Below are 1,077 nucleotides of genomic sequence, written 5' to 3' on the forward strand. Positions count from 1 at the left end.
GTCCCACACCCAATAAAAAATACTGTCGCAAAAGTCAATATGTAATATGTCAATTTGTTTCTCATTGGGTCGTCTTTTAAGCTGACGCATAACGTTTCGGGGCTTGGCGATGGCGGGCAAATCGAAGCCGAAACTTTCAACTAAAATACAAATTTCTACCGAAGCACAAAACGTGAATTTTTGACGTTCCGCCCGCTATTGCCAAACCCTTGTTAGGCGATGTGCTTTTATTTTGTAGTAGTTGCTCTTTTGTTTCTTGAATTTGTTTTATTCGATTTTTTGGATTGTTCTTCCTTATATTTTCTTATAAATTCGGAAATTTCCTTTCTATCTTTATCTGTTAAAGGTTCGCTTTGAATAACAAAATCCACACCTTTTGGTTCTTTTATAAATCCCATTTTGTTATGTTTTAAAGTATTTATCAACTAAAAATTTTGAAGAATGAGTTGGAATAATCATTCTGTGTCCACCACTACGAAAAGCACCAAGCGTTTTTTCGTAATGTTCAATCAATTTTGTTTTTGCCGTGAAAACCACAAATCCATCAAATCCTCTTTGAAACGAAGTTTTGCAAACAAATGCGACAAGATTCCCGGCAACACCATCATAAACTTTATTTTCTCCAATATTAAATGGAGCATTTTCTAATAAGTTCATATAAATATGGTCTGGTTCAATTGAAAAACTTACTAAACCTTGAATTACATCTGTGTTTTCTTCAATCGAGAGTTTGTAAACTTCAATTTTATCGTTGTTTAATTCTGTTCTCCAGTTAAAATTCCAACCATTTTTCTTGGTTATTTTTGGAAGGTCAGATTTGGTTAAACGACTTACCACAGTTCGAAAACTATCGCCTGTTATCACATTTTGAATCGAATTTGTTAATTTGTCGATTACAAAATCAAGTTCAATATTTTTTTTATTGTTCACAAAGTAAATATACGAAATTTTCTTTTGATACCGGTCCTGTCAGCATATCGCCTAACGTTTTGCAGCTTGGCGAAGTGGCAGATTTAGAAGCACTTAGTTTCAATTTAGAACAAATGCTTATTAGAAATCCGAATGTTCAATTTAGCG

At 33.2% G+C, this 1,077-nt stretch carries 2 protein-coding genes; both read right to left on the reverse strand.

Annotated features, from left to right (window positions below; translation table 11 throughout):
• Positions 1-227: 227 nt before the first annotated feature.
• Positions 228-398, reverse strand: a complete 171-nt coding sequence (locus F564_RS20845; RefSeq protein WP_169816754.1) for a hypothetical protein — start codon at positions 396-398, stop codon at positions 228-230.
• Positions 399-402: 4 nt separating this feature from the next.
• Positions 403-930 (reverse strand): hypothetical protein, encoded by a 528-nt coding sequence (locus F564_RS0117795; RefSeq protein WP_028123752.1) that lies wholly within the window; start codon positions 928-930, stop codon positions 403-405.
• Between the last annotated feature and the right edge of the window lie 147 nt (positions 931-1,077).

The organism is Epilithonimonas tenax DSM 16811 (assembly GCF_000428485.1).
In the GTDB taxonomy this organism is placed as follows: domain Bacteria; phylum Bacteroidota; class Bacteroidia; order Flavobacteriales; family Weeksellaceae; genus Epilithonimonas; species Epilithonimonas tenax.

Bases quoted from the DNA above. Each gene is read 5' to 3' on its own strand.
- F564_RS20845 (WP_169816754.1), bottom strand. From the start codon at position 398: ATGGGATTTATAAAAGAACCAAAAGGTGTGGATTTTGTTATTCAAAGC.